Source organism: Plantibacter sp. VKM Ac-2880, from assembly GCF_015351235.1.
Taxonomy (GTDB): Bacteria; Actinomycetota; Actinomycetes; order Actinomycetales; family Microbacteriaceae; genus Plantibacter.
Genome location: NZ_JADKSJ010000001.1, coordinates 803,586 through 829,055 on the forward strand (window position 1 = coordinate 803,586; position 25,470 = coordinate 829,055).

A 25,470-nucleotide genomic window follows, 5' to 3' on the forward strand; every position below is an offset into this window, starting at 1 on the left:
CTCAGACCGACGACGCGATGGTCGCGGCCCCCTCGATGAGGCGGGCCGCGATCTCGTTCTCGGGGCGGCTGCTCGCGACGTAGACGACGGCGAGGGCCGCGGCCGGCGACCCGTGCACGGTGAGCGGCACGGCGACCGACCGTAGCCCCGTGATGACCTCGTCGTGGCTCGACGCCCAGCCCTGTTCGCCGGCCGCCGCCAGCTCGGCGCGATGTGCGTCGTCGAGGGTATGGGGCCACTGTGCGCGCGGCAGCCGGGACGCGATCGCCTTGCCCGGCGCACCCACGCCGATCGGGTGTCGGGTGCCCGGCCGCTGCGCGATCGACCCCATCGTGTGCCGCGGTTCGACGCTGACGAGCGTGACGATCTCGTCGCCGTCGAGCACCGCGAGGAAGCAGGTCATGCCGAGTTCGTTGGCGACGGCCGTCAGCTCCGGCAGGGCCGCCGCCTGCAGGTCGTGGGAGACGCCGGCGGCGAGGGCGGCCAGTCGGGAGCCGAGGGCGATTCGACCGGCGGTGTCGCGAACGACGAGTCGGTGGTCCTCCAGCGTGCGGAGGAGTCGGTAGGTGACGCTGCGGTGGAGGCCGAGCGCCGTGCTCAGCTCGTCGATCGTCAGCGGGCCCCGGGCGTCGGCGAGGACCTCGAGGATGCGGATGCCGCGCGAGAGCGTCTGCGAATGGGCGCTTCTGGCATCGGTCACCTCTCGACAGTACCCAGTGGCGACGGTCAGGGCGCGGTCGGGTAGGCGACGAACGCGAAGCGCGTGCTGTCGGGTGCCCAGCTGTTCACGTTGATCGTGCCCTGGCCGCCGAACACCGGGTACCGGCGGAGCGGCGTCGCCCAGTCGTCGATCGAGACGAGCCGGACCTCGACGTCGAGGTCGGCCGGGTGTCCGATCGTCCCGGCGGGGAACGCGATGTAGGAGGCGAGGCGGGCGTCGGGGGAGAGGTGCGGGAACCAGTCGACGGTGTCGCTCGCCACGAGGTGTTCGAGGGTGCCCCCGCCGTCGGGGATCCGGGCGAGCTGTGCGTGACCGGGCTCCGTGCCGAAGTGCTCGGTGTTGCAGACCAGCCATCGGCCGTCGGGCGACCACTCCGGACCGTCGAGGTGCCCGTCGCCGGTGTCGAGGACCGTGACCGGGCCGCCACCCTCGACCGCTGGGGCGACCGCGAGCCGGCCGGGGTGCTCGAAGCCCTCGAGTTCGACGTAGGCGATGCGCGCGCCGTCGGGCGAGACGCCGTGCAGGAAGTGCCAGCGGTCGTCGTCGGCGGTGAGCTTCGTGACGGAGCCGCCGGAGAGGGCCGCACGGTAGATGTGCCTGTCCATGGCCGAGAGGAGGATGTGGTCACCGTCGGGATCGAGCACGTGGTCGTTGTTGAGCTCCGGAAGACCCGTGAACTCGATCCGGGTCAGCCCCGCACCAGGGTCCTCCACGCTCAGCGACCACAGCTGGCCGTTCCCGTTCAGGTACAGGGTGCTTCCGTCGAGGGACCAGTTCGGCGCCTCGACGAGCAGTTCGTCCGTCTCGAACAGGACCTCAGGCTCCGCATCGGACGGGCTGCCGAGAAGGACCCGGGAACGCTGGCCGGGGGTGAGGGCGCGGAAGGTCATGGGTCCATCGTCCTCCTCCGAGACGGCGCCCGCACGGTCGGATCGCGGCCTTCGTTGTAGCGGCAAGCATTACGCTGGGACCATGACGGACACCCGCTGGCTGAGCGACGCGGAGCAGCGGGACTGGGTGCGGTTCGCGGCCGTGCTCGAGCTCCTCCCTGCGGCCCTCGACCTGCAGCTGACGCGAGACGAGCACCTCACGCACTTCGACTACTTCACCCTCGCGATGCTGTCCGAGGCCCCCGAGCGCACGCTCCGCACCTCCGCGTTGGCCGCCCGCACGAACGCGACGCTCCCACGACTGTCGCGGGTACTGACCCGTCTCGAGGGGGAGGGCTTCATTGCACGCTCACCGGTGGTGGAGGACCGACGCGCGACGAACGTGACGCTCACCGACGCCGGGTGGGACAAGGTCGTCCAGGCCGCGCCCGGGCACGTCGGGAACGTCCGGTCGCTCGTGCTCGACGCACTCAGCGCCGAGCAGGTCGAGCAGCTCGGCGCGATCTCCGCGGCCCTCCTGACGCGACTCGACCCCGACGGGCGGATGTTCGCCAGCGAGACCTGATCTCCGTCGATTGGGGGATTCCGGCCCCGGAAGGCTCGGCGTAGCGTGGAGATCGTTGCCGCGCGCACCACCGACCGCGTGGCGGATCGGAGCGAACCATGACCGGATCGACCGAGCCCGAGCCCGAGCCCGCACCGCACGGCGACGGATCACCCCCGAACCCCGGCGCTGCCGAGCCGGCCGCAACGGACGCGGCTGCGACCGGCCCCGGATCCTCCACCGGCGGCACCACGGCCGTCTGGTTCTTCGTCGGCGCGACGTTCCTCTTCGCCGGACCCGTGATCTTCGGCTTCGGCGAGATGGGGTTCCTCCGCATCCTCACCCTCGTGCTCGGCGCCATCGTCTTCGTGAGCGGCGTCATCGTGTGGCGTCGGGAGAACGTCAAGCGCTCCTGAGCCGAGGTGCGTCAGCTCGCGAGGAACGCGCGGAGACCGTCCAACAGGCGGTCCACGTCCTCGTCCGAGGTGTACGGGGCGACGCCGACCCGCAGGCCACCGACGTCGTCGAGGCCCAGCGCCGCGAAGGGTTCGACCGCGTAGAACGAGCCCGACGGTGCGAGGACGTCGCGGGCCGCGAGGAACGCCGAGACGTCCGCCGAGCGGCGACCAGGGAAGGTCATGAACAGGGTCGCCGTGCGCTCCGCGGCCCGGGAGTGCAGCACGACGTCGGGGGCGAGGTCGGCGAGTTCCTCCTCGATGCGGGTCCGCAGTGCGAGCTCCCGCTCGTGGACGGACGCGGCGGAGGCGACCAGGCGGTCGCGTCGGGTCTCTGCGTCGCCGGGGTCGATGGTGGCGAGCACGCCGACAGCCGCGGTCACGCCGGCCATGAGCTCGTAGGGCAGGGTGCCGAACTCGAAGCGCTCCGGCACCACGTTGGTCGACGGCTGCAGTTTGTCGGGGTGGATCGATTCGAGGAGCGCCGGAGATGCGGCCAGGACGCCGCAATGCGGTCCGAAGAACTTGTAGGGCGAGCAGACGAAGAAGTCGGCGCCGAGCGCTTCGACGTCGACGACGTGGTGCGCCGTGTAGTGGACGCCGTCCACCCAGACGAGCGCGCCTGCCGCGTGCGCCCGGTCTGCGATGGTGCGGACCGGCGGGATCGTGCCGATGAGGTTCGACGCCGCCGTCACGGCGACGAGGCGGGTGCGCTCGCTGAGGGCCGCGTCGAGCGAGTCGAGGTCGAGCTCGCCCGTCGCGGCGTCGAGTTCGATCCACCGGACGGTCGCCCCGGTGTGTTCCGCGGCCTGGATCCAGGGCCGGACGTTCGCATCGTGGTCGAGGCGGGACACCACGACCTCGTCACCTGCCGACCAGTCGCGGGACAAGTGCTTCGCGAAGTCGTAGGTGAGCTGGGTCGCGCTGCGTCCGAAGACGATCCCGCGCGGGTCCGCGGCGAGCAGGTCGGCGCAGGCGGCTCGGAAGGCGGTGACCGCGTCGTCGGAGCGGCGCTCGGAGGCGACCGACGTGCCGCGGTTCGAGAGCGGGCCGGTGAGCGTGTCGAGGATCGCCTGCCCCACCGCGAGCGGTGTCTGCGTGCCGCCCGGGCCGTCGAAGTGGGCGATGCCCGAGGCGAGGGAGGGGAACGCGGTCCGGAGTCGTGCGACGTCGAGGGTCATGCGTCCATCCTGCCGCGCGCTGAGCTTCGAGGGTGGGAACGACGGGGGAGCAGGCGCGCCGTCGCTTGATACAGTGCCTGTGTGTCCCTGATCATCGCTCCGCCCCGTGTCGGGCGTCTGGAGGTCGTCGGCGTCTCCAACGCCGGCCCGAGAGCACAGTCCATCCGGTCGATCACCTCACCCACCAGGTGAGGACGTCGACCCCGTGCAGCGCGCTCATCCGAGCCGCCGACGGGGTCGCGCACCCGACGTACCCGCTGCGGCGCTCAAACGCCCGGAGGGTTCCTCCGCCGTCGCTCCGACGGCCCAGCCGAAACCGGTGAACCACATGATCCCCCTGAACGACTCCCAGATCAGAGCTTCCTTCGTCAACGCCTCACGCAAAGAGGTGAGTGACGTGATGCTGCCCGCCGAGCTCGAGACGATCGACTTCGAGGTCCGCGACTTCCTCGGGTGGCGCGACAAGAAACTGCCGCGGCGCGCCTATGTCGTGACGATCGTCGACGGAGCGCCCGTCGGCATCCTCCTCCGGCAGGCCGACGCCATGCCACGGACCCGGCCCCAGTGCGCCTGGTGCCAGGACGTGACCCTCAGCAACGACGTCGTCTTCTCCAGCGCCAAGCGTGCCGGCCAGGCCGGGAAGAACGGTGACACGGTCGGCACGCTCGTGTGCGCCGAGTTCCAGTGCTCGGCCAACGTGCGCAAGCTGCCGCCGCTCGCCTACGTCGGATTCGACGCTGAGGCTGCGCGGCAGGAGCGCATCGCGACGCTGCAGCAGCGTGCGGTCGCGTTCACCTCCTCCGTGCTCAACGGCGTCGGCTGAGCAGGCCGCATCGCCCGCCGCCCCGTGACCGGGGGCGGCGGGCGATGACCTGCCACAGGGTTCGGCGTCCGGGCGGTCTACGCCGCGAGGAGGGCGTCGATCTGGCCCATCGCCTGCCCCATGCCCTCCTCCATGCCCATCGCCAGCAGTTGCTCGAGGTGTTCGAGGCTGTCGAAGCGGTTCTCGATGGTCATGCGCGTGCCGGTCCCGAGGGCCTCGAGCGTGACGGTGGCGTGCACGACGCCCATGCCCTCCTGGCGTGCGCCGTGTTCGTCGGCGAACCCGTCCTCGTAGCTCAGGGATTCGGGTGCCCGGGCCGCGGTGATCTCCCACCAGCCGTGTGCGCGCTCGCCGTCCGGCCCGGTCATGAAATACGCGGACTCGGACCCCGGGGTCAGGGTGTGCTGCGTGAACGTGGCCGGCCAGGTCGGCGGTCCCCACCAGCGCTCGAGCTGACGCGGGTCCTCCCAGATCTCCCAGACACGCGTCGGCGGTGCGTCGAATTCGGCGACGAAGGTCAAGGTGAGCTGGTCGAGGTCCTTCTCGGCGGTGAGCGTACTCATGGTCCAGTCCTGCTTCCGGTCGGTGTGTCAGGGGGTGTTCGGTGTGTCGCCGCGCTCCGGGCCGTCCTCGGCGAGGATCGCCCCGATGCGCAGCGCCCGTTGGTTCCAGACGTCCGCGTAGGCGTCCAGGAGGCGGGCGGATCGCTGCACGGTCGTGACGTCGCCGTGCACGATCTGCTGTCGGCCACGTCGTTCCTTCACCACGAGTGCAGCCCGTTCGAGGACGGCGACGTGCTTCTGGACGGCGGCGAACGACATCTCGTACTGCTCGGCGAGTGCCGTCACCGACTGCTCCCTGGCGAGCACCCTCGTGAGGATGTCCCGTCGGGTCGCATCGGCGAGCGCGTGGAAGAGGCGGTCCACCTCGTCGGTGGACAGCTCCGGTCCTGCGTCAGTTTGTACAACCATTTGGTTGTAGGTTAGGTGGCTCGCGTCGTCGGCACAACCCCCTGTCGACTGCGGACCGTGCGGAGAGCGCCTCGCTCGACTACGGTTCGAGCAGGTGTGCGACGCGGACCGGCGCGGTGGGAGGGCGGACGAATGGGCGAGCAGCGACGTCAGCGGACACTGACGACCCGGGGATGGCACGACTTCTGGGCGAAGGGCGGCATCTGGCGCTCGTTCGTGCTGGCCGTCGTCTACCTGGCGCTCTACCTCGGAGCGGGCTGGCTCGTCGGGCAGCTGTTCGGCGACCAGATCGAGGCGGACCTGTTCGCGACACCGCAGAGCGTGTTCTTCGGGCTCATGCTGCCGCTCATCGTCGGGTCGCTCCTGCTCACGGCCTTCGTCCTCTCCGTCGGCTGGTTCCGCGAGCTGTTCGCCCGGCAGCCGATCCGCGGCCGCTGGTGGATGTGGATCGCGCCCGTTCTGATCCTCGCCGCCATCGTCCTGCGACTGCTCGGCATCGACTACGGGAGCTACCAGGGCTCCGTGGTCGCGGTCGCGATGCTCTCCGGGATCTTCATCGGGTTCGCCGAGGAGATCCTCACCCGCGGCATCATCGTGAAGATGCTCCGCGATGCCGGAAGCTCCGAGTGGATCGTGATGGTGATCTCCTCGCTGGTGTTCGCGCTGCTCCACTCCGCCAACCTGCTGTCCGGTCAACCGGTCACCACCGTGCTCGTCACCGTCGTCTACACCTTCGGCTTCGGCGTGTGCATGTACCTGACGCTGCGCGCGACCGGCAACCTCGTCTGGCCGATGCTGCTCCACGCCCTCTTCGACCCCACCCTCTTCCTCTCGACCGGCGGCATCGACCACGCGGGTGCGGCGGCCGGGCAGAACGTCTTCCTGACCATCGCTGGGCCGGCGAACCTCGTGATCATGCTCGTGGCCGTCGTCGGACTCGTCTTCGTCCGCGGGCACGTGCAGGCCAGACCCGTCGACGACGTGCTCCGGCCGTAGCGCGGCGACGCGCTCGGTACGCTCGACAGGATGACCACCGTGCGGCAGTACCCGTCGACGATCGCGGCGCCGGTCGAGCACGAACTCGTCGTCAAGAAGTCGCGGTTCATCGGGCTGGCGCACCCGGTCGCCTCCCCGGACGACGCCGAGCAGGTCATCGCCCGCGTGAAGAAGCAGGCCTGGGATGCGCGGCACCACTGCGTCGCGATGGTCACGGGGCTGCTCGGCGACCAGGCGCGCTCCTCCGACGACGGCGAGCCGTCCGGCACCGCCGGCATGCCGATCCTCGAGGTCCTGCGCCGGCGGGAGTTGACCGACGTCGTCGTGGTCGTCACGAGGTACTTCGGGGGCGTCAAGCTCGGTGCCGGCGGCCTCGTGCGGGCGTACTCCTCGGCGGCGTCCGAGACGCTCGACCTCGCGGCGGTCGTCCGCCGGGAGACGCTCACGCAGGCGACCCTCGTCGTGCCCCACGCCGATGCCGGTCGCTACGACCACCTCCTCAGGGACTGGGCGCAGAGCAACGGCGCGACGCTCGGCGAGACGCGGTACGCGGCTCGGGCCGAGTTGGAACTGTGGGTGCCACCGGCGCACCTCGCGCGCCTCGAGGCGGACATCGCGTCGGCCTCCAACGGCTCGCTCGCGGTCACGGTGGGCGCAGAGCGGGTCGTCGACGTCCCGGGCGCGTCCTGATCTCCCACCGATAGGGTCGCAGCATGCACACCGACGTGACCCGCATCGCCGGGCTTCCCGACCTCGCCTGGACCTCCACCGCCGGCCAGGTCCACTACGACGCCGACGCCGGAGCGCTGACGATGACCTCCGCCGCGCAGGTGGACTGGAGCAACAGCTCCCTCGGCGGCGCGCAGGAGCTCGGGGCGACGGCGCTCGCGTTCGCAGCACCCGAACGGTTCACGCTGTCGGCCCGCATCGCGGTCGTGAGTGAGCGCAGCACCTTCGACGCCGGGGCCATCGCGCTCTGGGTGGACGGCGACCACTGGGCGAAACTCTGCTTCGAGCAGTCGCCGCAGGGGCAGGCGATGGTGGTCAGCGTCGTGACCAACACGTGGTCGGACGACGTGAACTCGACGCCCGTCGACGACGACGCCGTGTGGATGCGCGTCAGCCGGCTGGGTGAGGCGTGGGCGTTCCACAGCTCGACGGACGGGGTGCGCTGGGACTTCGTCCGACTGTTCCGACTCCACACCGATGCCCCGGTGCAGGTGGGCTTCCTGTCGCAGGCACCGGTCGGTCCGCCGTGCACCGCGCGCTTCGACCACATCGTGCTCGGCGACGAGCCGCCGTCGGACCTCCGCGACGGCAGCTGACGGAGGATCGGTGTCGCTCGGGTGTCGCTCCGGCGGCTCTCCGCTTGCGATTGGGAACCTATCTTCCTAGAGTGATCGCATGGCACGCAGACGACCCGGCACACTCTTCCCGCTCGAGCTCGACATCCTCGACGTCGGCACGGTGCTGCAGTCCGCGGACGGCAGCTTCTACGGGTTCGCGCTCGCCAAGCAGCTCGCCGCGGGTGGCGACGGCGGGCTCACCGCCCACGGCACCCTGTACAAGGCGTTGTCGCGCATGACCGAGGCCGGCCTCATCGAGGCGAGCTGGGAGGATCCGGCGGTCGCCGAGGGGGAGGGACGACCACGGCGTCGGCTCTACCGGATCACGGGCGAAGGCGCGACCGCCCGCGACCGGGAGCACGCAAGGCTCGCCAGTGAAGCGGCTGCCACAGCCCGCCCGGCCGGCGCCGCCTGGTCGCAGACGCCAGGGGTCATCGCGTGAGCGCCCTCCGGACGCCCCAGTACCGCTCGGCCTCGCGGCGGGTACTCGGCTGGTGTGGCTGGTACACCCGCGACCTCGTGCCAGAGGTCGCCGGCGAGCGTCGGGACGAGATCGCGTCCGACCTCCACGAGCACGCCGTCTGGGCGGACGCGGAAGGGATCCCGCCGACGCGACTCCGCCGCGACATCCTGCTGCGTGCCGTCCGCGGCATCCCGCACGACCTGTCCTGGCGCTCCGGACAGCTCCGCGCGGGTCGCGGCCTGGACCCCGTGTCGCTCGGTACGAGACGTACCGGGAACGTCCTCACCGCCCTCGTCCTGACCGGCGGCGTCATGGTCGCCGCAGCCGCGGTCTTCCTCCTCGTCCGCGTGGTCCGTGCGCTCTGGATCGGGGACGTCGTCGAAGCGCCGATCGGAGCGGTCGGGGTGGCGCTCGCCGCGCTGCTGGCGGTGGTCGGGCTCCTGCTCGCGCTCCGTCAGCGGTCGCGGTGGCTCGGATCGGCCGTGCTGGCCCCGGCCGCCGCGCTCGTCGGCCTGCTCGCCGGCGACATCCTGTACCGCGTGAGCGCGACGGGCGTCCTCCTGATCTCCCGACTGACGTCCCACAATGGCGGTCTCGAACCCTGGTGGGTGCTGAGTCTGTCCATCGGCGTCGGTGCAGCGCTCGGCTTCATCGGCGCCGCCGTGTGGTGGTGGCCGGGTGGTCGACGGGTGATCGGACGGGACGCCGGCGGGTCCGAACGGATGCAGGGGGAGTCGGCATGACGCACGACACGTTCGAGGACGCCCCGGCCCCTCGGGCGGCCGGCACCATCCGTCGCCGGATCGGACTCGGCATCGCGATGAGCGGGGTGCTCGCGGTCGTGGCCGGAGGCGTGTTCGTCGGGGTCGCGAACACCCGAGCGGCTGCCGATGACGCGCGGTCGATGGAGGCGGTGGCAGAAGCGGCGGCGTCGATCGACGACCTGCCACCCGTCGAGCCCGTGGTCCCCGCCGACTCGACGCAGGACCCCGGAGCACCCGAGTCGCCCGCGGCCCGCGTCGACTACTCGAAGACCCCGGAGGGGTGGTTCGACGCCACGACCGACCCGGCCGACGTCGTGATCCCGCCGACCGACGACCGGGGTGAGCCCAGCACCGGGATCTGGGAGAAGCAGCGGCAGATCACCGCGAAATGCATGGCGGATCAAGGGTTCTGGTACGCGTGGACGAACGATCGATCCAAGCTGGCCGACCCGACGAGCGGGATGATCCTCGCCGACGAGGACGAGGCCGCGCGGCTCGCGCTCTGGGGCACGAACCCCGATGACCAGCCCTACGACTGGCGGCTGGGAGGCTGCGACGGCTACGCCGTCCACACCACCGGGATGGACGACGCCCACTGACGAGCACGCTGTCCGAGCACGGTGCTAGCGTCGCCCGCATGAGAATCCTGTTGATCGGCGCGAGTGGACACATCGGACGAGCGGCGGAGGCAGCGCTGCGGGACCGGCACGAGGTGATCGCGGTGTCGCGGTCCACGTCACCAGCGGTCGACACGACCGACGAGGCCTCGATCGAAGCGCTGTTCGCGGAGGTCGGCGAGGTCGACGCCGTGATCGTCGCCGTCGGGTCCGTGCCGTTCAAGCCGCTCGACGCCCTCGGCCGCGACGACTACCGTGCCGCGTTCCTCGGCAAGGTGTTGAGCCAGCTCGACGTCGTGCGGATCGGGACCCCGTTCGTCCGCGACGGCGGCTCGTTCACCCTCACCACCGGCATCCTCGCCCGGGAGGCGATCGCGAGCGGTGCCGCCGCGTCGATGGCCAACGGCGCGCTCGAGTCGTTCGTGATCGGCGCCGCCGTCGAGCTGCCTCGCGGCATCCGCATCAACGCGGTCAGCCCGACGGTCCTCGCCGACGCCCCCGGGTACCACGACACCTTCCCCGGTTTCCTGCCGGTCACCTCCGAGGTGGTCGGCCTCGCCTTCGTCAAGGCCGTCGAGGGCGTCGGAACCGGCCGGGTGCTCGCGCTCGACTGAGGGTGCCGAGGCGGTGACCGGTGCCCGTGATCCGACGGGTGCTCAGCGACCGGCGGACAGGGCGGCGGCCAGTTCGACGCGACTCGCGACACCGAGCTTCCGGAGCACGTTGGCGACGTGGAACTTCACGGTGTTCTCGCTGATCGTGAGGGTTTCGGCGATCGCGCGGTTCCGTGCCCCGCCGGCCGCCAGCTCCGCCACGCTCCACTCCCGCTCCGTCAGCGCCGCCGACGCGCCGGAACGGTTCTGCGCCGCGGGAGGTGGATCGAGCGGCAGCGTCACGTGCAGCTCCGAGCCCCAGCCCGGCGTCGCCTGCAGCTGCAGATCGCCACGCAACGCCGTGACGCGCGCACCGAGCTGCTGCACGCTCGGCGTGTCGATCGTCAGTTCGCCAGGGCCGTCGTCGCGGATGCCGATGAGGAGGTTGCTCCCGTCGCAGTCCCACTGCACGCGCACCCGCCCGACGGTCGACTGCTCCACCAGCGCGAGCACCGTCCCGCGGACGATGGCGCGCCCGGCGTGGGCGACCTCGCCAGGCAACGCGCGGCCGTCGACGGGCGGCTCGATGAACTGCACCTCCGGTCCGCCGAACCTGGCGAGCGGACGGAGGTCGTCCTTCAGCCGCGCGAACGCCTGCGCGACGGGTTCCGAGGCGAGCTGGCGGTCGCGGTCGGAGACGGCGCGGAGCTGGACCATGGCCGCCGAGGCGATCTCCGTGACCGCCCGGCGAGCGTCCTCAGCGGTGGTCTGCCGCGACCGGGTGACCGCGAGGATCGACTCGAGGGTCGTCGCGTGGGCGTCGGTCAGCTCGGCGATCGCGTCCGCCCGCTCGCTCGATGCGGCGCGCGAGTCGCGGAGGTAGTCGGGAGCCGCGGTCGTGACCTGTTGGCGGATCTCCGCTGCGACGATCTCCCAGAGCGCGCCGATGAGGGCGTCGTCGATCGGTCCACGCGGGTCGGTCAGGACGAGGAGGGCGCCGGTGTCGGCCAGCCAGGCCGCGATGGGCCGTTCCGCTCCGGCGATGACGGCGGACGTCGGGCGGGCGGTCGGCGCCGCCTGCGTTGAGACGTCCCGCCGACGCGGCGTGCGCTGCCGAACGGCGTCCAGCTCGGCGATGGTGATGCCCTCGACGATCGACGGGTCGCCCGCCTTCTTGCGCGGCCGTCCGGTGCAGTCCTCGGTGAAGATGACGAGGGCAGAGTGCTGGACGACGGGTTCGAGGACCGCCCGAAAGGCGCCGGCGATGCGGAGCAGCGAGCTGGACGCGACGACGGCCATCCCCTGCAGCAGTTCCATCGGGTAGGTGTCTCGGTGTCCGTCCATCGTCGAACCCTACCCCAGCCCGTTCAACCCACCCGTTCGGGTAGGCGAAACCGTCCTCCTGGCCAGCGGCGTACCTACCCGTTCGAGGACACGATGAATGGATGCCGAGTACGACGCCCACTGATCACCAGCCCGGAACCGACCCGCAGCGTCCCCCGACGACCGTGCAGGGTGCGCTCGAGGCCATCGACACGGAACTGCATCGCACCGTCACGGCGCTGCTCTCCGCCGATGCAGCACCGTTCGCAGAGACCCTCACGCGGCTCCAGGAGGCCGAGCGGATCTTCGTCCTGGGTGCCGGTCGTTCGGGCCTGGCGCTGCGGATGACCGCCATGCGCCTCATGCACCTCGGACGCACGGTGCACGTCGTCGGCGAGACCACGACACCGGCCATCGCCGCGGACGACGTCCTGCTCGTCGCCAGTGGGTCCGGAACGACCGCCGGCATCGTCCGCGCGGCCACGACCGCGGTGTCCGTCGGTGCCGGCGTCATCGTCCTCACGACCGACGGCGATTCCGAGCTGGCAGGGCTCGCCTCCGTGGTCGTCGTCGTGCCGGCCGCCCAGAAGACCGACCACGGCGGCACGCGGTCGGTGCAGTACTCCGGTGGTCTCTTCGAGCAGACGGTCATGCTCCTCGGCGACGCGATCTTCCACGCCCTCTGGCAGTCCGCCGGGGTCAGCGCGGAGGAGCTGTGGCCGCGTCACGCGAACCTCGAATAGTCCGCCCCATCCTCCCCACGCGGCCGACGGACGTCGGTCGTCTCCCCTCACGACAGAAAGCAGCACCACATGAAGCTCCAGGTAGCCATGGACGTCCTCACCACCGAGGCAGCCCTCGAACTCGCCGGGAAGGTCGCGCCCTACGTCGACATCCTCGAGCTCGGCACCCCGCTGATCAAGGCCGAGGGCCTCCGTGCCGTCACCGCGATCAAGGACGCCCACCCCGACAAGATCGTCTTCGCCGACCTCAAGACCATGGACGCCGGCGAGCTCGAAGCCGACATCGCGTTCTCGGCCGGTGCGGACATCGTCACGGTGCTCGGCACCGCCGGCGACAGCACCATCGTCGGCGCGGTGAAGGCCGCCAAGGCGCACGGCAAGTCCGTCGTCGTCGACCTCATCGGCGTCGCCGACAAGGTCGCGCGCGCCAAGGAGGTCACCGCTCTCGGCGCCGCCTTCGTCGAGATGCACGCCGGTCTCGATGAGCAGGCGGAGGAGGGCTTCACCTTCCAGACGCTCCTCTCTGACGGTGAGGCCGCTGCCGTGCCGTTCTCGGTCGCCGGAGGCGTCAACGCCTCGACGATCGCCTCGGTCCAGCAGGCCGGTGCGCAGGTCGCCGTCGCCGGTGGGGCCATCTACTCGGCCGACGACCCGGCCGCTTCCGCCGCCGAGCTCCGCGCCGCGATCGTCGCGTAACCTCTCGCAATTCAGCACTCGTCGGGTTCGGCCAGCGCGGTGCGCTGAGCCGGCCGCGGTGCACTGCACGTGAGCGCGGGTCTCCAGAGACCCGCGCTCACGCGTGCGGGGCGCGCCCACGTGGCAGCACCGCGCTGGCCTCCCCGACAGCTGGCTGAGTGAACCCCGAGCGTTGGACGGGATTCGGGGTCCCGAGCGGCATACTGAGCAGATCACCGCCCGACGTCCGTCGCACATCGTGCCGGACGAGCTCCCGGAGGACCTGCCGATGACGCCCGATCCCACCCCAGCGCACCCCATCGTCCAGACGATCGCGGGTGCGGTCCGCGGCGTTCGTCGGCCAGACGGCTCGTCCGCCTTCCTCGGCATCCCGTTCGCCGAACCCCCGTTCGGCGCCCGCCGCTTCCAGGCACCCGAGCCGACCGCCCCGTGGGAGGGCGTGCGCGACGCCACCGCCTTCGGCGCGACGCCGCAGCGGAAGGCCATGGCCGAGATCACCACGATCCCCGAGCCGTCCATCCCCGGCGAGTCGACCCTCAACGTCAACGTCTTCACGCCGGACCCCTCGCCCGCATCAGACGACGCCGGACTCCCGGTCCTCGTCTGGATCCACGGCGGCGGCTTCATCGCGGGTTCCCCCGCCAGCCCCTGGTACGACGGCCGCTCGTTCAACCGCGACGGCGTCGTCACCGTGTCGATCTCGTACCGGCTCGGATTCGACGGCTTCGGCTGGCTGCCCGACGCGCCGGCGAACCGCGGAGTCCTCGATTGGATCCTCGCCCTCGAATGGGTCCGCGACAACATCCAAGCCTTCGGAGGCGACCCCCGACAGGTGACCATCGCCGGCCAGTCCGCCGGCGGTGGCTCGGTGATGACCCTGCTCACCGCGCCTGCCGCCCAGCGGCTGTTCCACCGGGCGATCTCGCTGTCCGGCGTCCCCGGCGACGTGCCGGTCGAGCAGGCCCGGTCGCTGACCGAGCGCTTCGCCGCCCACCTCGGGGTCGCACCAACGGCCGCCGGCTTCGCGAGCGTGCCGGAGACCACGCTCATCGAGGCGCAGGGCTTCGAAGCGACCGTCGGCGGGTCCCGCGACGCGGAGTCCATCCTCCGCGCGATGACGACCATGGACGGCCGCCTGGGCCTCGGACCCGTGGTCGACGGCGAACTCCTCGTGGACACGGTCGACGCCGGCCTGGCCGCAGGACGCGGGGCCGACAAACCCCTGCTCGTCAGCGCGACCCGGGAGGAGTTCGCCGGCTTCTTCACCGGGCGACCGGCCGACCTCGACGCCGTGCCACCGGCCCGTGCCGTGCACCTCATGGGGGCTCCGGAGGCGCTGGCCGAGGCCTACGTCGCGACGCAGGCCGGTGAGCCCACCAGCCTCGTGGCCGGACGGTTCCTCAGCGACGTCATGTTCCGTGAGCGCATCATCCGTTGGGCGGCGGCGCGCGGTGACGCCGAGACGTGGGTCTCCGACTTCGTCTGGCCGTCGGCGGTCAGCGGCATCGCCGAGCACTGTCTCGACGTCCCCTTCTTCTTCGACCTCCTCGACGACCCGGACGTCACGCGGGTCGCCGGGCCCGCCGCGCCGCAGGAGTTGGCGGACCGACTCCACGGTGCTGCCGTCGCCTTCATCCGGAGTGGCTCGCCGGGCTGGGCGCCCGCGGGGCGGTCGGCGTCGGACATCGAGGTGTTCGACGCCGCGGGCGCGCCGGCCACGCTACCGTTCGCGAGCGCCCGGGTGATCGCCGAAGCCAGACGGCTCGCGGACGGGTCACCGACGCTGTCGCCGACCGCGTAGGCCGTCCCGGGTGGTCCCGCCAGGGGCTGTCACGAGCGCGTGCCGCGCGTTACGGTCTCCACACGACGAAAGGAATCAGCATGAGCGACCCACGAGACGAGATCGACGACGCGATCGGCGACGCCCAGGAGGCCATCTCCCGAGCGCTGCCCGACAACGCCCCGGAGAGCGACGACCCGATGGCGGCGCCGACGGACGACGACCCGCGTCCCGAAGCCGGCGACGGCGACCCGGCGGACCAGCCGGGCCTGCTGTAGCCCCTTCGGAAGCGTCGTCGCCCAGCCCCCGCGCGGTGTGCAACGCGGGGGCGCTCCGCGCGCGTATCGGAACGGCGGTGGACGATGTCAACCCCAGGACGGAATGACCGCACCCCAATACGGTGGTCACAGTTCTGCGAAAGGAGCTTCACCATGAACATTCTTCTCATCATCGTCATCGTCGTTGCCATCGTTCTCGCCATCACCGGTGGGTTCGTCCAGTCCCTCAACTTCCTGCTGTGGGTCGGCCTCGTGCTGCTCGCGATCGCGATCATCGCGTTCTTGATCAGGACGATCACGGGTCGCAAGGCCCTCTAGCTCGAACTCGAGCTTCACGAAGCGGTCGGAACCTCCGGGTTCCGGCCGCTTCGCCGTGTCCCGGCCATGGCGCGCGCCGGTGGCTCGGTCCTCAGCGCAGCGACGGGTCGACGCTCGTCCGGCGCAGCACCGCGTCGGCGAAGGCTCCGAACAGTCGCTCGCCGGCCGCTCGCATCGGCTCCGCGATGGCGGCGAGTTCCGCCCGCAACCGATCGGCGGCCTCGGCGGCGGTGCCCGTCACGAACGGCAGATCGCGGAGCATCGCGGGCTCCTCGAGCCAGTGGTCGAGCGTCGCCGGGTCCACCTCGAGGTGGAACTGGGTTGCGAACACCCGGTCATCGATCCGGAACGCCTGGTTGGGCGTCGAGGGCGAGGACGCCAACACGGTGGCCCCGTGCGGTGCCTCGACGACGTCGCCGTGCCAGTGCAGCACGGGGACCTGTTCGCCTCGCATCCCGAGTTCGCCGTCCACGAGCAGCTCGACGTCGCCGACCCCCACCTCATGCGCGGACGCGCTGTGGAGCGTCGCCCCGAGGGCCGTCGCGATGAGTTGATGCCCGAGGCAGATGCCGAACACGGGGATGCCGAGCACCGTCGCGTCGCGGACGAGCTGTGCCTCGAGACCGAGACCGGGGTGTTCCTCCACGTCGAGCGCGCCCATCGGACCGCCGAGGAGGACGAGTCCGTCGAACCCGGTGATCTCGCGTTCCGGCGGGAGCTCGCGACGCGAGACGACGGTGTCGAGCGTCCAGTCGATGCCGGACGCCGTGAGGACCTCGCCGAGCACGGCGGGCTGCTCCCAGGCGACGTGTTGCAGGATCAGGACGTGCGGTCTGGTCATCAGAGGCCTCCGGGTCGCTGCGGCGCCGACTGCTCGCCGCCCGGTCGGGGGAGTCGTCGCCGTGCGAGCATCGTAGCGAATCCACGCGAGCGCACCCGCCCTCGGCGCCGCGCTCCCGGCCGATACACTGACAGCGTGCTGCTCTCGGATCGTGACATCAAAGCCGAACTCGACGCCTCCCGCATCGCGCTCGACCCGTACTCGCCGGAGATGATCCAGCCCTCGTCGATCGACGTGCGGCTCGATCGCTTCTTCCGGCTCTTCGACAACCACAAGTACCCGTTCATCGATCCCGCCGAGGACCAGCCGGAACTCACCCGGCTCATCGAGACCCTGCCGAACGAACCGTTCATCCTGCACCCCGGCGAGTTCGTCCTCGGGTCCACCTACGAGCGCGTGTCCCTCCCGGACGACGTCGCCGCGCGGCTGGAGGGGAAGAGCTCGCTCGGCCGCCTCGGCCTGCTGACGCACTCGACCGCCGGCTTCATCGACCCCGGGTTCACGGGGCACGTCACGCTCGAACTCAGCAACGTCGCCACCTTGCCGATCAAGCTGTGGCCGGGCATGAAGATCGGTCAGATGTGCTTCTTCCGGTTGACCTCGCCGGCCGAGCGCCCCTACGGGTCGAGCGAGTACAGTTCCCGGTATCAGGGACAGCGTGGACCCACCGCCTCCCGTTCCTTCCAGAACTTCCACCGGACCGACGTCGGCGAGACGCAGCGCTGACGGAGGTCTGAGGCGGGCGTTTCTCCCGCGGGCCCGCTGGTGGACCAGTAGAAAGGCTCCGCCATGAGCACGTCAGAGCGTCCGGACTTCGCCAGCGCGATCACGGCCGACGGGCCGACCCCGTTCTACCCGCGTCGGATGGTGCGGTTCGGGCAGTTCGTCGGCTCCTGGGACGTGCACTCGAGGCGGCTGGACGATGAGACCGGCGAGTGGGTGGAGTCCGACTTCCGCTGGATCGTGTCGTACGTCCTCGAAGGGCGGGCCGTGCAGGACGTCCAGCTCGTGGTGAATGACGACGAGCCGTCGGGCTGGGAGACCGTCGGTACTGCGTTGCGGGTCTACGACCGGTTGATGGGTGCGTGGCGGGTCAGCTACGTCGAGCCGCGCCGTGGCGAGTTCTGCCAGCTCGTGGCGACGCCGCACCGATCGGACGGCATCCGGCAGGACGGCACCCGCAACGACGACAAGTTGATCCGGTGGAACTTCAGCGCGATCACCGAGTCGTCCTACACGTGGGAGAGCTGGGTGTCCGACGACGAGGGCGCCAGCTGGTGGCTGCAGGAGCACAACGAGGGACGCCGCATCGTCTGAGGCTCCCGCCAGGGTGGCTCAGGCGCCCGCGAGGCGCTCGAGGAGTGACGCGAGCTGCTCGCGTTCGGTGGCGGAGAAGCCTGCCAGGAGCCGTTCCTCGGCGGCGAGGTGGTCGGGCAGAGCCTGTTCGACGAGGTCCTTCCCCGCCGGCGTGAGGGCGACGACCGTCCCGCGTCCGTCGTGGTCGCTCGGTCGACGGGTCACGAGGCCACGGTCGACGAGTTTGTTGACGCGCTGGGCGATCGCGCTCGACGTCACCATGGACCAGTGGGCGAGGTCCTTCGGGGGAAGCTCGTGCGGTGCGCCGGCGCGGAGGAGGGTCGCCAGGACGTCGAACGAGGCGCTGTCGAGGCCGTGTTCCGCGAAGGTCGCCGCGAGGCGGGTGTCCACCGTCGTCGCGGCCCGCGAGAGTCGTCCGATCACGGCCATGGGGGAGACGTCGAGGTCGGGTCGCTCGGTTCGCCACTGGCTCAGGATGTCGTCGACGCGGGTGCTCATGAGACCACTCTAGCGATTCGCTTAGCACTGAGCTATATTTGCTCAGTGCTAAGTAAAAACCTCCGTGTCACCGCGATCACCGCGCTCGCCCCCATCAGCTGGGGGACCACCTACCTGGTCACGAGCGAACTGCTCCCGCCTGGCCGCCCGCTGCTCGCCGCGGTCCTCCGGGCGTTGCCCGCCGGACTGCTGCTGCTCGCGATCACCCGCACCCTTCCGGTCGGTGGCTGGTGGTGGCGGTCCCTCGTCCTCGGAACCCTCAACATCGGCGCCTTCTTCGCCTTCCTCTTCCTCGCCGCCTACCGCCTGCCCGGCGGGGTCGCAGCCACCACGGGCGCAATCGGTCCGGTCCTCGTCGCAGTGCTCGCCAGTCTGCTCGTGGGGGAGGCGTTGACCCTTCGCCGCATCCTGGCCGGCCTCGCGGGGATCGGCGGCGTCGCGCTCATCGTGCTGCAGGCGGATGCACGCCTCGACGCGGTCGGGGTCGCCGCCGCGCTCGCCGGTGCAGTGTCCATGTCGCTCGGCTCGGTGCTGAGCAAACGGTGGGGCAGGCCGTCGGTGGGCCGGCGACTCGGTGGCCGACGCCCAGGTTCGTCGAGCCCCGTGTCCGGGCTCGCGGTCACGGCCTGGCAGCTCGTCGCCGGCGGTCTCGTCCTCGTGCCGGTGCTGCTCCTCGTCGAGGGCCTGCCGACGGATGCGCCCGATCCCGCCGCGGTCGGGGGGTACGCCTACCTTGCCGTCGTGGGCACCGCGCTCGCCTACGCCCTGTGGTTCCGAGGCATCGGCGTCCTCCCGGTCGGCTCCGTCTCGTTCCTCGGGCTGCTGAGCCCGGTCGTCGCCGTGCTCCTGGGGGTCGCCGTGCTGGGTGAGGGGCTGAGCCTCGGCCAGCTCCTCGGCATCGGGGTCGTCGCCGGCTCCCTCATCCTGGTCTTCACGGCGCGGGCGCCGAAGACCATACTGAGCGCATGAGGTTCCACACCGTCATCGAGCTGCAGGGCAACAACACCGGCATCCTCGTCCCCGACGCCGTCATCGACGAGCTCGGCGCAGGCAAGCGCGTCCCGGTCGTCGTGACCGTCGGCGCGACCACCTACCGCAGCACGATCACGCCGATGGGCGGCCGCTTCCTCATCGCGCTCAGCGCCGCGAACCGGGCCGCGGCCGGGGTCACCGGCGGTGACGAGGTCGAGGTGGAACTCGAGGTCGACACGGCTCCCCGGGTCTTCCCCCTCCCGCCGGAACTCGAACAGGCGCTCGCGGGTGACGGGCAGGCGCTCGCCGCCTACGGGGCGCTGTCGTTCAGTCGGCAGCGGGCGCTCGCCGAGCCGATCGCTCTCGCGAAGACGGACGTGACGCGCGACAAGCGGCTCGCCGTGGCCGTGGAGGCGCTGCGCGGCGCGTGACGGCGAGCCGAGGCGTCCGGAGCAGCGTCGGGGCCGGACTCAGCGCGCGGGCGTCTCCGCGAGGAGCGGGACGACGAGCGGCAGCTGCAGCGTGAGCCACGGGCTGAACGCGAAGGGCGCACGCTCCACCGAGTCCAGGAGGGAGGCGGGCTCGGCCCAGGCCCATTCCATGACCTCGGCCGGGTTCGGCTCGGGCACAGCGTCGGTGTAGGCGACGTAGACCGGACAGATCTCGTACTCGACCACGCCCGAGGCGTCGACGGCGCGGTAGCGGAAGTCGGGCAGGACGAGGTGCGGAGCCGAGATCGGCAGGCCCAGCTCGGCGCTCGCGCGGCGGAGGACCGCGTCGACGCTGTCCTCGTCGGGGCCCGGGTGTCCGCAGAACGAGTTCGTCCAGACGCCAGGCCAGGTCAGCTTCGACAGCGCGCGGCGGGTCACGAGGATGCGGCCGTCGGGACCGATGACGTGGCAGGAGAACGCGAGGTGGAGGGGCGTCTCCTGCGTGTGGACGGTCGCCTTCGGCGTAGTGCCGATGCGGGTGCCGTCCTCGGCGAGCAGGACGACGAGTTCTTCGGGTACCGACATGTGTCCATTGTCCCCGACGAGCGGGACGAACGCGAATGGACAGCTAGCGTACTAATCTCCAGGCTCGGTGAAGTAGCCTCGTGCTATGGAGACCCACCACGTCGTCGACGTGCCCTACCGGCAACAGCACCAGGTCGAGGATGCCCTCGAGCGGTTCCTCGAACTGGCGAAGACGCAGGCGGTGTCGTTCGGCGGCGCCGGGTACCTGCGGCTCTGGGAGACCATCGAACGCAGCATGGCCGGCGGCAAGCGTTTCCGGCCCCGTATGGTCATGACCGCGTACGAGGCGCTCGGTGGTGACGACGTCGTCGCCGCAGCCCACGTCGCCGCCGCCTACGAGCTCCTCCACACCGCCCTCATCGTGCACGACGACGTGATCGACCGCGACTTCGTGCGGCGCGGCAGTCCGAACGTCTCGGGCAGCTACCGGGACATCGCCCAGACCGCCGGCATCCCCCTGCCGCTCGCCGAGCACCGCGGCATGTCCGTCGCCGTCATCGCCGGCGACCTCGCCCTGTCGGCGTCCTACCGGCTGATCGACCGCGCCGGCAGCGCCGACTCGGTCCGCACCCGTCTCCGCGAGATCCTCGACGACGCCATCTCCGCGTCGGCCGCCGGTGAACTCGCCGACGTCGACTTCACCGTCGGCGGCGTCGTCCCGACGGTCGACGACATCATCCGCATGGAACGCCTGAAGACCGCGTACTACTCCTTCGAGGCGCCGCTGCAGTCCGGCGGTGTCCTTGCCGGTGCGCCGGAGGCCACGATCGACGCCCTGGGTGCGTTCGGGCAGCAGATCGGCATCGCCTACCAGATCATCGACGACGTCCTCGGGGTCTTCGGCGATGCGAAGACCACGGGCAAGACCACGATCGGCGACCTCCGCGAGGGCAAGCTCACGGTCATGGTGGCCTTCGCCGCCGAGCAGCCCGAATGGCACGCCGTGGAGCACCTCTTCGGCGACCCTGACCTCGACGAGGACGGTGCCGCCGTGTTGCGGGAGGTCCTCACCTCCACGGGTGCGCGCCAGCACGCGACGCTGCTCGCGGGGGACTACGCCAACCGGGCCTGGGAGCAGCTGGCGTCGCCGAGCATCCCGCAGCAGCTCCGGGAGGAACTCCGTCCCATCGTGGCCACGGTGCTCGAGCGGTCGCGATGACCGCGGGCGGGAACGGGGCGGAGCACCCGAACGACGACTCGTCCGTCGGTGGCGCCCGACGGCTCTACGACCGGGTCGCGCAAGAGACGGCCAGCATCGTGATCCGGCGCTACTCGACCTCCTTCGGCCTTGCGGCCAGGCTCCTCGGTGGTGAGATCCGGCAGGACGTGGAGAACGTCTACGCGCTCGTCCGGATCGCCGACGAGATCGTCGACGGGGTCGCCGCGGCCGCCGGGCTGGGCCCCGAGCGGGTCCTCGCCATGCTCGACGCCCTCGAACGCGACACCGAGGACGCCGTCCAGACGGGGTACAGCAGCAACCTCGTCGTGCACGCCTTCGCCATCACGGCGCGGTCGGCGGGCATCGAGACCGACCTCACCCGGCCGTTCTTCGCGTCCATGCGGGCGGACCTCTCGCGGACCGTCCACACGCCCGAGACCTTCCGCGACTACGTGTACGGCTCCGCCGAGGTCGTCGGCCTCATGTGCCTCCGGATCTTCCTGCGCGGCCACGACGTCGACGACGCCCAGCGCGCTGCGTTCGTCGTCGGGGCCAGGAGCCTCGGTGCGGCGTTCCAGAAGGTCAACTTCCTGCGAGACCTCTCGGCCGACCACGACGAACTGGGTCGCAGCTACTTCCCGGGCGTCGCCGTCGACGACCTCTCCGAAGCACAGAAGCACAGCCTGCTCGACGACATCGAGGCCGACCTCGACCGCTCGGCCGCCGTGCTCGCCCAGCTGCCGAAGTCGAGTCGTCGTGCCGTCGCGCTCGCGCAGGAACTGTTCTCCGAGCTGGCGAGACGGATCCGCACGACGCCCGCGTCGGACCTCGTCCGCACCCGCGTGCGCGTCCCCGACCCCGTGAAGCTGCGGATCGCCGCTGGCGCGCTCGCCGGCCGGACGCCCACCTCCACCGGCACCACCGCCTCCATCCCGACGATCGACGAGAGCTCGCTGTCATGACCACTTCTCCCAACCGCACCGTCGTCATCGGCGGCGGCATCAGCGGACTCGCCACCGCGGCCCTGCTCGCCCGCGACGGTCAGCAGGTCACCCTGCTCGAACGCCGCGACGTGCTCGGCGGGCGGGCCGGCACCTGGGAGCAGGACGGGTTCACCTTCGACACGGGGCCGAGCTGGTACCTCATGCCGGAGGTCTTCGACCACTTCTACCGACTCCTCGGCACCTCGGCGGCGGAACAGCTCGACCTCGGCCGCCTCGACCCGGCCTACCGGGTCTACTCCGAGGGCCGCGACGGCCACCTCGACCTCGCCGCGAACCGCGCCGACAACCTGGCACTGTTCGAATCCGTCGAGCCCGGCGCCGGCGCGAAGATGGACGAGTACCTCCGCAGCGCCAAGGAGACGTACGAGATCGCGATCCGGAGCTTCCTCTACACGACCTTCGAGTCGTACCGCACGCTCGCGAGCCGCGAGGTCCTCGCGCGCATGCCGAAGCTGGCGAAGCTCCTGACCGAGGACCTCGACACGCTGACCGCCCGTACGGTGTCCGACGTCCGCCTGCAGCAGATCCTCGGGTATCCGGCGGTCTTCCTCGGATCCTCGCCGTTCGACGCACCGAGCATGTACCACCTGATGAGCTACCTCGACCTCGAGGACGGCGTGCTCTACCCGCAGGGCGGGTTCTCCCGAATCATCGACACGATCGCCGAGCTGGCGCGCGCCGAGGGCGTCGAGATCGTCACCGGCGCGGAGGTCACGGGCATCACGACGATGCCCGCCGGTCGTCGCTCGCGCGTCGCCGGGGTCAACTACCTCGACGCCGACGGTCGCCGTCAGCTCCTGCACGCCGACAACGTCGTGTCCGCGGCAGACCTCCACCACACCGAGACGACGCTCCTCCCGCGGGAGCTGCAGACCTACCCGGCCGAGTACTGGGAGAAGCGGACGGCCGGCCCCGGCGCGGTGCTCGTCATGCTCGGCGTCCGCGGTGAGCTGCCGGAACTCCTCCACCACAGCCTGTTCTTCACCACCGACTGGCGCGACAACTTCGGCCGCATCTTCGGTGAGGTGACGAGCGTGCCCGACCCGGCATCGCTCTACGTCTGCCGCCCGAGCGCCACCGACGCCGGCGTCGCCCCTGAGGGACACGAGAACCTGTTCATCCTCGTGCCCATTCCGGCCGACCCCACCATCGGCGGCGGCGGTGACGCCCAGGTCACCGAGATCGGTGACGCAGCCATCGCGCAGATCGCCGCCTGGGCCGGCGTGCCCGACCTCGCCGACCGCATCGTCGTCCGCCGCGACGTCGGTCCCGCCGACTTCGTGAACGACCTCAACGTGTGGAAGGGCACCTCCCTCGGGCCGGCGCACATCCTCTCGCAGAGCGCCATGTTCCGCAGCGGCAACGTGAGCAAGAAGGTCGACGGCCTCTACTACACCGGCGGCTCCACGATCCCCGGCATCGGACTGCCCATGTGCCTCATCAGCGCCGAACTCGTCGTGAAGCGCATGCGTGGTGACATCACCACCGGGCCGATGCCTGAGCCGTTGCGCAGACGTCCCGTGGCCGCCGACTGATGGGTCTGCTGTACCTGCTCGCACTCCTCGTCTCGATCACCGGGATGATCATGCTCGACCGCCGGTTCCGCCTGTTCTTCTGGGCCGACCGACGTCGCGCTGCCGTCATCCTGCCCGTCGGCGTCGTGTTCTTCCTCGTCTGGGACCTGTTCGGCATCGGCCTGGGGATCTTCTTCCGCGGCGAGACCTCGTTCATGACGGGTCTGCAGGTCGCTCCCGAGCTGCCGATCGAGGAGGTCTTCTTCCTGACCCTCCTCTGCTACCTGACGATGAACCTCTTCGGGGCCGCACGGCACCTGACCGCGCGCTTCGCCCGACGGACGGACACCGCCACCGGGGTGAGCGGACGATGACGTACGCCGGACTCAACGCATGGTTCCTCGCCGTCGTGGCGGTCGTCGCCCTCCTCGCGGTCGTGCGGATGGACGCCCGCCGTCGTCGTGGCGCGCCGACGAGTGGCCCGACGGCCGGCACCTGGCTGCTCGGTGTCGGCGGCGTGCTCGTCGTGCTGCTCCTCATGACCGCCCTGTTCGACAACGTCATGATCGGGATCGGGCTCGTCGGCTACGACCCCGCGCTCATCTCCGGCGCCTTCATCGGTGTCGCACCGCTCGAGGACTTCGCCTACGCCATCGCCGCCGCCGTCCTGCTCCCGTCGCTCTGGGTGCTGCTCGAACGTCGTGCCCCGTCTCCCGTCTCCCCATCCCCGTCCCAGGAGGACCCGGCATGAACCGACTCGGCCAGCTCGTGCTGTCCTCACGACCGCTGTCGTGGATCAACACCGCCTACCCGTTCGCGGCGGCCTATCTGCTGACGACCCGAGAGCTCGACCTCACGTTCTGGCTCGGGACGCTCTACTTCCTCATCCCGTACAACTTGGCGATGTACGGGATCAACGACGTGTTCGACTACGAGTCCGACCTCCGGAACCCGCGCAAGGGCGGCGTGGAGGGCGCGGTGCTCGACCGGCGGATGCACCGGCTGACGATCGTCGCGGCGATCGCGACGAACGTCCCGTTCCTCGTCTACCTCGTCGTCGTCGGGTCGCCGCTGTCCTGGCTCGTGCTCGCGATCAGCGTCTTCGCACTCGTCGCCTACAGTGCGCCCGGCTTGCGGTTCAAGGAACGGCCGTTCCTCGACTCGCTCACCTCGAGCACGCACTTCGTGAGTCCCGCGGTCTACGGACTCGTGCTGGCCGGCGCGGTGTTCACCCCGGCGCTCTGGGCCCTGCTCGTCGGCTACTTCCTGTGGGGCATCGCCAGCCACGCCTTCGGTGCGGTGCAGGACATCATCGCGGATCGCGAGGGCGGGATCGGCTCGATCGCGACGGTCATCGGAGCGGCCCCGACGGTTCGGTTCGCGTTCGTCGCCTACCTCGCCGGTGGTGCGCTGATGCTCGTGACGCCGTGGCCCATCCCGTTGGCGGGCCTGCTCGCGCTGCCCTACGCCGCGAGTGTGCTGCCGTTCTGGAACCTCCGCGAGGAGGACGCCGAGGGCGCCAACGCGGGCTGGAAGCGGTTCCTCCGCCTGAACTTCCTGACGGGGTTCCTCGTCACGATGCTCATCATCTGGTACTGGTTCCTGACGTCCTGACGTCTTTTTCCTCTCCCTAACTCAGGAACCCCA

General features: G+C 70.7%; 34 protein-coding genes. 25 read left to right on the forward strand and 9 right to left on the reverse strand.

Annotated elements, in window-relative coordinates:
• Position 1: 1 nt before the first annotated feature.
• On the reverse strand, positions 2 to 700 hold the full coding sequence (locus ITJ57_RS03975; protein ID WP_194668949.1) for an IclR family transcriptional regulator: 699 nt from the start codon (positions 698 to 700) through the stop codon (positions 2 to 4).
• Positions 701 to 726: 26 nt separating this feature from the next.
• Entirely contained in the window at positions 727 to 1,611 is an 885-nt protein-coding gene (locus ITJ57_RS03980; protein ID WP_194668950.1) for a PD40 domain-containing protein, read from the reverse strand.
• Between the two features lie 82 nt (positions 1,612 to 1,693).
• On the opposite strand from ITJ57_RS03980, the gene ITJ57_RS03985 reads away from it, so the two are divergent.
• Together ITJ57_RS03985 and ITJ57_RS03990 are read left to right on the forward strand one after the other, a co-directional pair.
• A complete protein-coding gene (locus ITJ57_RS03985) occupies positions 1,694 to 2,176 on the forward strand; it encodes a MarR family winged helix-turn-helix transcriptional regulator (protein ID WP_194668951.1) in 483 nt (160 codons plus the stop codon).
• A 98-nt stretch (positions 2,177 to 2,274) separates the two neighbouring features.
• Complete coding sequence (locus tag ITJ57_RS03990) at positions 2,275 to 2,571, forward strand: hypothetical protein (protein WP_194668952.1); 297 nt, start codon at positions 2,275 to 2,277, stop codon at positions 2,569 to 2,571.
• A gap of 11 nt (positions 2,572 to 2,582) precedes the next feature.
• On the opposite strand, the gene ITJ57_RS03995 is transcribed toward ITJ57_RS03990, so the two are convergent.
• On the reverse strand, positions 2,583 to 3,791 hold the full coding sequence (locus ITJ57_RS03995) for a cysteine desulfurase-like protein (RefSeq protein ID WP_194668953.1): 1,209 nt from the start codon (positions 3,789 to 3,791) through the stop codon (positions 2,583 to 2,585).
• Between the two features lie 328 nt (positions 3,792 to 4,119).
• On the opposite strand from ITJ57_RS03995, the gene ITJ57_RS04000 reads away from it, so the two are divergent.
• Positions 4,120 to 4,614, forward strand: coding sequence for an FBP domain-containing protein (locus ITJ57_RS04000; protein WP_194668954.1), 495 nt, complete (start codon positions 4,120 to 4,122; stop codon positions 4,612 to 4,614).
• Between the two features lie 77 nt (positions 4,615 to 4,691).
• On the opposite strand, the gene ITJ57_RS04005 is transcribed toward ITJ57_RS04000, so the two are convergent.
• Complete coding sequence (locus ITJ57_RS04005; RefSeq protein ID WP_194668955.1) at positions 4,692 to 5,177, reverse strand: SRPBCC domain-containing protein; 486 nt, start codon at positions 5,175 to 5,177, stop codon at positions 4,692 to 4,694.
• Between the two features lie 27 nt (positions 5,178 to 5,204).
• Positions 5,205 to 5,585 (reverse strand): metalloregulator ArsR/SmtB family transcription factor, encoded by a 381-nt coding sequence (locus ITJ57_RS04010; protein ID WP_194668956.1) that lies wholly within the window; start codon positions 5,583 to 5,585, stop codon positions 5,205 to 5,207.
• Between the two features lie 132 nt (positions 5,586 to 5,717).
• Here ITJ57_RS04010 and ITJ57_RS04015 point away from each other — a divergent pair, with 132 nt between their 5' ends.
• The 7 genes from ITJ57_RS04015 (at position 5,718) to ITJ57_RS04045 (ending at position 10,385) form a co-directional block, all read left to right on the forward strand.
• Complete coding sequence (locus ITJ57_RS04015) at positions 5,718 to 6,581, forward strand: CPBP family intramembrane glutamic endopeptidase (protein WP_194668957.1); 864 nt, start codon at positions 5,718 to 5,720, stop codon at positions 6,579 to 6,581.
• Positions 6,582 to 6,611: 30 nt separating this feature from the next.
• A complete protein-coding gene (locus tag ITJ57_RS04020) occupies positions 6,612 to 7,271 on the forward strand; it encodes a YigZ family protein (protein WP_194668958.1) in 660 nt (219 codons plus the stop codon).
• A 23-nt stretch (positions 7,272 to 7,294) separates the two neighbouring features.
• Positions 7,295 to 7,906, forward strand: coding sequence for a DUF1349 domain-containing protein (locus ITJ57_RS04025; protein ID WP_194668959.1), 612 nt, complete (start codon positions 7,295 to 7,297; stop codon positions 7,904 to 7,906).
• A 79-nt stretch (positions 7,907 to 7,985) separates the two neighbouring features.
• Positions 7,986 to 8,369 (forward strand): PadR family transcriptional regulator, encoded by a 384-nt coding sequence (locus ITJ57_RS04030; protein ID WP_194668960.1) that lies wholly within the window; start codon positions 7,986 to 7,988, stop codon positions 8,367 to 8,369.
• On the forward strand, positions 8,366 to 9,133 hold the full coding sequence (locus ITJ57_RS04035) for a hypothetical protein (protein ID WP_194668961.1): 768 nt from the start codon (positions 8,366 to 8,368) through the stop codon (positions 9,131 to 9,133). Before ITJ57_RS04030 ends, ITJ57_RS04035 begins: the two co-directional genes overlap by 4 nt.
• Positions 9,130 to 9,753: a hypothetical protein gene (locus ITJ57_RS04040; protein ID WP_194668962.1), complete on the forward strand. Its 624-nt coding sequence runs from the start codon at positions 9,130 to 9,132 to the stop codon at positions 9,751 to 9,753. Before ITJ57_RS04035 ends, ITJ57_RS04040 begins: the two co-directional genes overlap by 4 nt.
• Before the next feature lie 38 nt (positions 9,754 to 9,791).
• Positions 9,792 to 10,385 (forward strand): short chain dehydrogenase, encoded by a 594-nt coding sequence (locus ITJ57_RS04045; RefSeq protein ID WP_194668963.1) that lies wholly within the window; start codon positions 9,792 to 9,794, stop codon positions 10,383 to 10,385.
• 42 nt (positions 10,386 to 10,427) lie between these two features.
• Here ITJ57_RS04045 and ITJ57_RS04050 read toward each other — a convergent pair whose 3' ends face one another.
• Complete coding sequence (locus ITJ57_RS04050; RefSeq protein ID WP_194668964.1) at positions 10,428 to 11,708, reverse strand: LuxR C-terminal-related transcriptional regulator; 1,281 nt, start codon at positions 11,706 to 11,708, stop codon at positions 10,428 to 10,430.
• 101 nt (positions 11,709 to 11,809) lie between these two features.
• Here ITJ57_RS04050 and hxlB point away from each other — a divergent pair, with 101 nt between their 5' ends.
• From hxlB to ITJ57_RS04075, 5 genes are all read left to right on the forward strand, one after another.
• Positions 11,810 to 12,430, forward strand: coding sequence for a 6-phospho-3-hexuloisomerase (gene hxlB / locus ITJ57_RS04055; protein ID WP_194668965.1), 621 nt, complete (start codon positions 11,810 to 11,812; stop codon positions 12,428 to 12,430).
• A 69-nt stretch (positions 12,431 to 12,499) separates the two neighbouring features.
• Positions 12,500 to 13,126, forward strand: coding sequence for a 3-hexulose-6-phosphate synthase (gene hxlA, locus ITJ57_RS04060; protein WP_056779385.1), 627 nt, complete (start codon positions 12,500 to 12,502; stop codon positions 13,124 to 13,126).
• 268 nt (positions 13,127 to 13,394) lie between these two features.
• Complete coding sequence (locus tag ITJ57_RS04065; RefSeq protein WP_194668966.1) at positions 13,395 to 14,927, forward strand: carboxylesterase/lipase family protein; 1,533 nt, start codon at positions 13,395 to 13,397, stop codon at positions 14,925 to 14,927.
• An 80-nt stretch (positions 14,928 to 15,007) separates the two neighbouring features.
• Positions 15,008 to 15,184 carry a hypothetical protein gene (locus tag ITJ57_RS04070; protein WP_194668967.1) on the forward strand — a complete coding sequence of 59 codons (177 nt, stop codon included), beginning with the start codon at positions 15,008 to 15,010 and terminating at the stop codon, positions 15,182 to 15,184.
• A 153-nt stretch (positions 15,185 to 15,337) separates the two neighbouring features.
• Entirely contained in the window at positions 15,338 to 15,502 is a 165-nt protein-coding gene (locus ITJ57_RS04075) for a hypothetical protein (RefSeq protein WP_162852292.1), read from the forward strand.
• A 91-nt stretch (positions 15,503 to 15,593) separates the two neighbouring features.
• On the opposite strand, the gene ITJ57_RS04080 is transcribed toward ITJ57_RS04075, so the two are convergent.
• On the reverse strand, positions 15,594 to 16,343 hold the full coding sequence (locus ITJ57_RS04080) for a type 1 glutamine amidotransferase (protein ID WP_194668968.1): 750 nt from the start codon (positions 16,341 to 16,343) through the stop codon (positions 15,594 to 15,596).
• A 135-nt stretch (positions 16,344 to 16,478) separates the two neighbouring features.
• Here ITJ57_RS04080 and dcd point away from each other — a divergent pair, with 135 nt between their 5' ends.
• Positions 16,479 to 17,069: a dCTP deaminase gene (gene dcd, locus ITJ57_RS04085; RefSeq protein ID WP_056009122.1), complete on the forward strand. Its 591-nt coding sequence runs from the start codon at positions 16,479 to 16,481 to the stop codon at positions 17,067 to 17,069.
• A gap of 63 nt (positions 17,070 to 17,132) precedes the next feature.
• Complete coding sequence (locus ITJ57_RS04090) at positions 17,133 to 17,660, forward strand: hypothetical protein (protein ID WP_194668969.1); 528 nt, start codon at positions 17,133 to 17,135, stop codon at positions 17,658 to 17,660.
• 18 nt (positions 17,661 to 17,678) lie between these two features.
• Here ITJ57_RS04090 and ITJ57_RS04095 read toward each other — a convergent pair whose 3' ends face one another.
• Positions 17,679 to 18,158, reverse strand: a complete 480-nt coding sequence (locus ITJ57_RS04095; protein WP_194668970.1) for a MarR family winged helix-turn-helix transcriptional regulator — start codon at positions 18,156 to 18,158, stop codon at positions 17,679 to 17,681.
• A gap of 45 nt (positions 18,159 to 18,203) precedes the next feature.
• On the opposite strand from ITJ57_RS04095, the gene ITJ57_RS04100 reads away from it, so the two are divergent.
• The gene (locus tag ITJ57_RS04100) at positions 18,204 to 19,127 is read left to right on the forward strand and encodes an EamA family transporter (protein ID WP_194668971.1); all 924 of its coding nucleotides are present in this window, start codon (positions 18,204 to 18,206) and stop codon (positions 19,125 to 19,127) included.
• Entirely contained in the window at positions 19,124 to 19,561 is a 438-nt protein-coding gene (locus ITJ57_RS04105) for a YdeI/OmpD-associated family protein (RefSeq protein WP_194668972.1), read from the forward strand. The genes ITJ57_RS04100 and ITJ57_RS04105 overlap by 4 nt, the downstream gene beginning before the upstream one ends.
• Positions 19,562 to 19,600: 39 nt before the next feature.
• On the opposite strand, the gene idi is transcribed toward ITJ57_RS04105, so the two are convergent.
• Entirely contained in the window at positions 19,601 to 20,146 is a 546-nt protein-coding gene (gene idi / locus ITJ57_RS04110) for an isopentenyl-diphosphate Delta-isomerase (RefSeq protein ID WP_194668973.1), read from the reverse strand.
• An 85-nt stretch (positions 20,147 to 20,231) separates the two neighbouring features.
• On the opposite strand from idi, the gene ITJ57_RS04115 reads away from it, so the two are divergent.
• Genes ITJ57_RS04115 through ITJ57_RS04140 form a run of 6 tightly spaced genes read left to right on the forward strand, consistent with a single transcriptional unit; the run spans position 20,232 to position 25,437 of the window.
• Positions 20,232 to 21,305, forward strand: a complete 1,074-nt coding sequence (locus ITJ57_RS04115; protein WP_194668974.1) for a polyprenyl synthetase family protein — start codon at positions 20,232 to 20,234, stop codon at positions 21,303 to 21,305.
• Entirely contained in the window at positions 21,302 to 22,267 is a 966-nt protein-coding gene (locus ITJ57_RS04120; protein ID WP_194668975.1) for a phytoene/squalene synthase family protein, read from the forward strand. The genes ITJ57_RS04115 and ITJ57_RS04120 overlap by 4 nt, the downstream gene beginning before the upstream one ends.
• On the forward strand, positions 22,264 to 23,844 hold the full coding sequence (crtI, locus tag ITJ57_RS04125) for a phytoene desaturase family protein (protein ID WP_194668976.1): 1,581 nt from the start codon (positions 22,264 to 22,266) through the stop codon (positions 23,842 to 23,844). The genes ITJ57_RS04120 and crtI overlap by 4 nt, the downstream gene beginning before the upstream one ends.
• Complete coding sequence (locus tag ITJ57_RS04130; protein ID WP_194668977.1) at positions 23,844 to 24,197, forward strand: lycopene cyclase domain-containing protein; 354 nt, start codon at positions 23,844 to 23,846, stop codon at positions 24,195 to 24,197. The genes crtI and ITJ57_RS04130 overlap by 1 nt, the downstream gene beginning before the upstream one ends.
• Positions 24,194 to 24,574: a lycopene cyclase domain-containing protein gene (locus ITJ57_RS04135; protein WP_194668978.1), complete on the forward strand. Its 381-nt coding sequence runs from the start codon at positions 24,194 to 24,196 to the stop codon at positions 24,572 to 24,574. Before ITJ57_RS04130 ends, ITJ57_RS04135 begins: the two co-directional genes overlap by 4 nt.
• Positions 24,571 to 25,437, forward strand: a complete 867-nt coding sequence (locus ITJ57_RS04140) for a prenyltransferase (RefSeq protein WP_194668979.1) — start codon at positions 24,571 to 24,573, stop codon at positions 25,435 to 25,437. Before ITJ57_RS04135 ends, ITJ57_RS04140 begins: the two co-directional genes overlap by 4 nt.
• Positions 25,438 to 25,470: the final 33 nt, after the last annotated feature.